This is a genomic window from Ruegeria sp. SCP10, from assembly GCF_040329495.1.
Lineage (GTDB): Bacteria > Pseudomonadota > Alphaproteobacteria > Rhodobacterales > Rhodobacteraceae > Ruegeria.
In genome coordinates, this window is record NZ_JBDZYF010000095.1 from 1 (window position 1) to 253 (window position 253).

Here is a 253-nt window from a genome sequence, read left to right on the forward strand (position 1 = left end):
ATCGCATCTGCCGACCAAGCGCACTTTGGAGAAGCTGGGCATTCCGAAGACCACCTTCTATCGCTGGTACGACCGATATCTCGTCGACGGCCCCGAGGCGCTTGAAGATCGTAGACCCACGCCGTCACGGGTCTGGAACCGCATTCCCACGCCAGTGCGCGAGAAGATCAAGGATCTGGCCCTGAAGGAAAGTGAGCTTTCCCCGCGTGAGTTGGCTGTTCGCTTCACCGACACAGAAAAGTACTTTGTGTCA

At 57.3% G+C, this 253-nt stretch carries 1 protein-coding gene; it reads left to right on the top strand.

Going from position 1 to position 253, the window contains the following annotated elements; genetic code table 11:
* Positions 1-253 (top strand): helix-turn-helix domain-containing protein (locus tag ABLN87_RS22430; protein WP_353014334.1); only part of this gene is annotated, 253 nt, incomplete at both ends.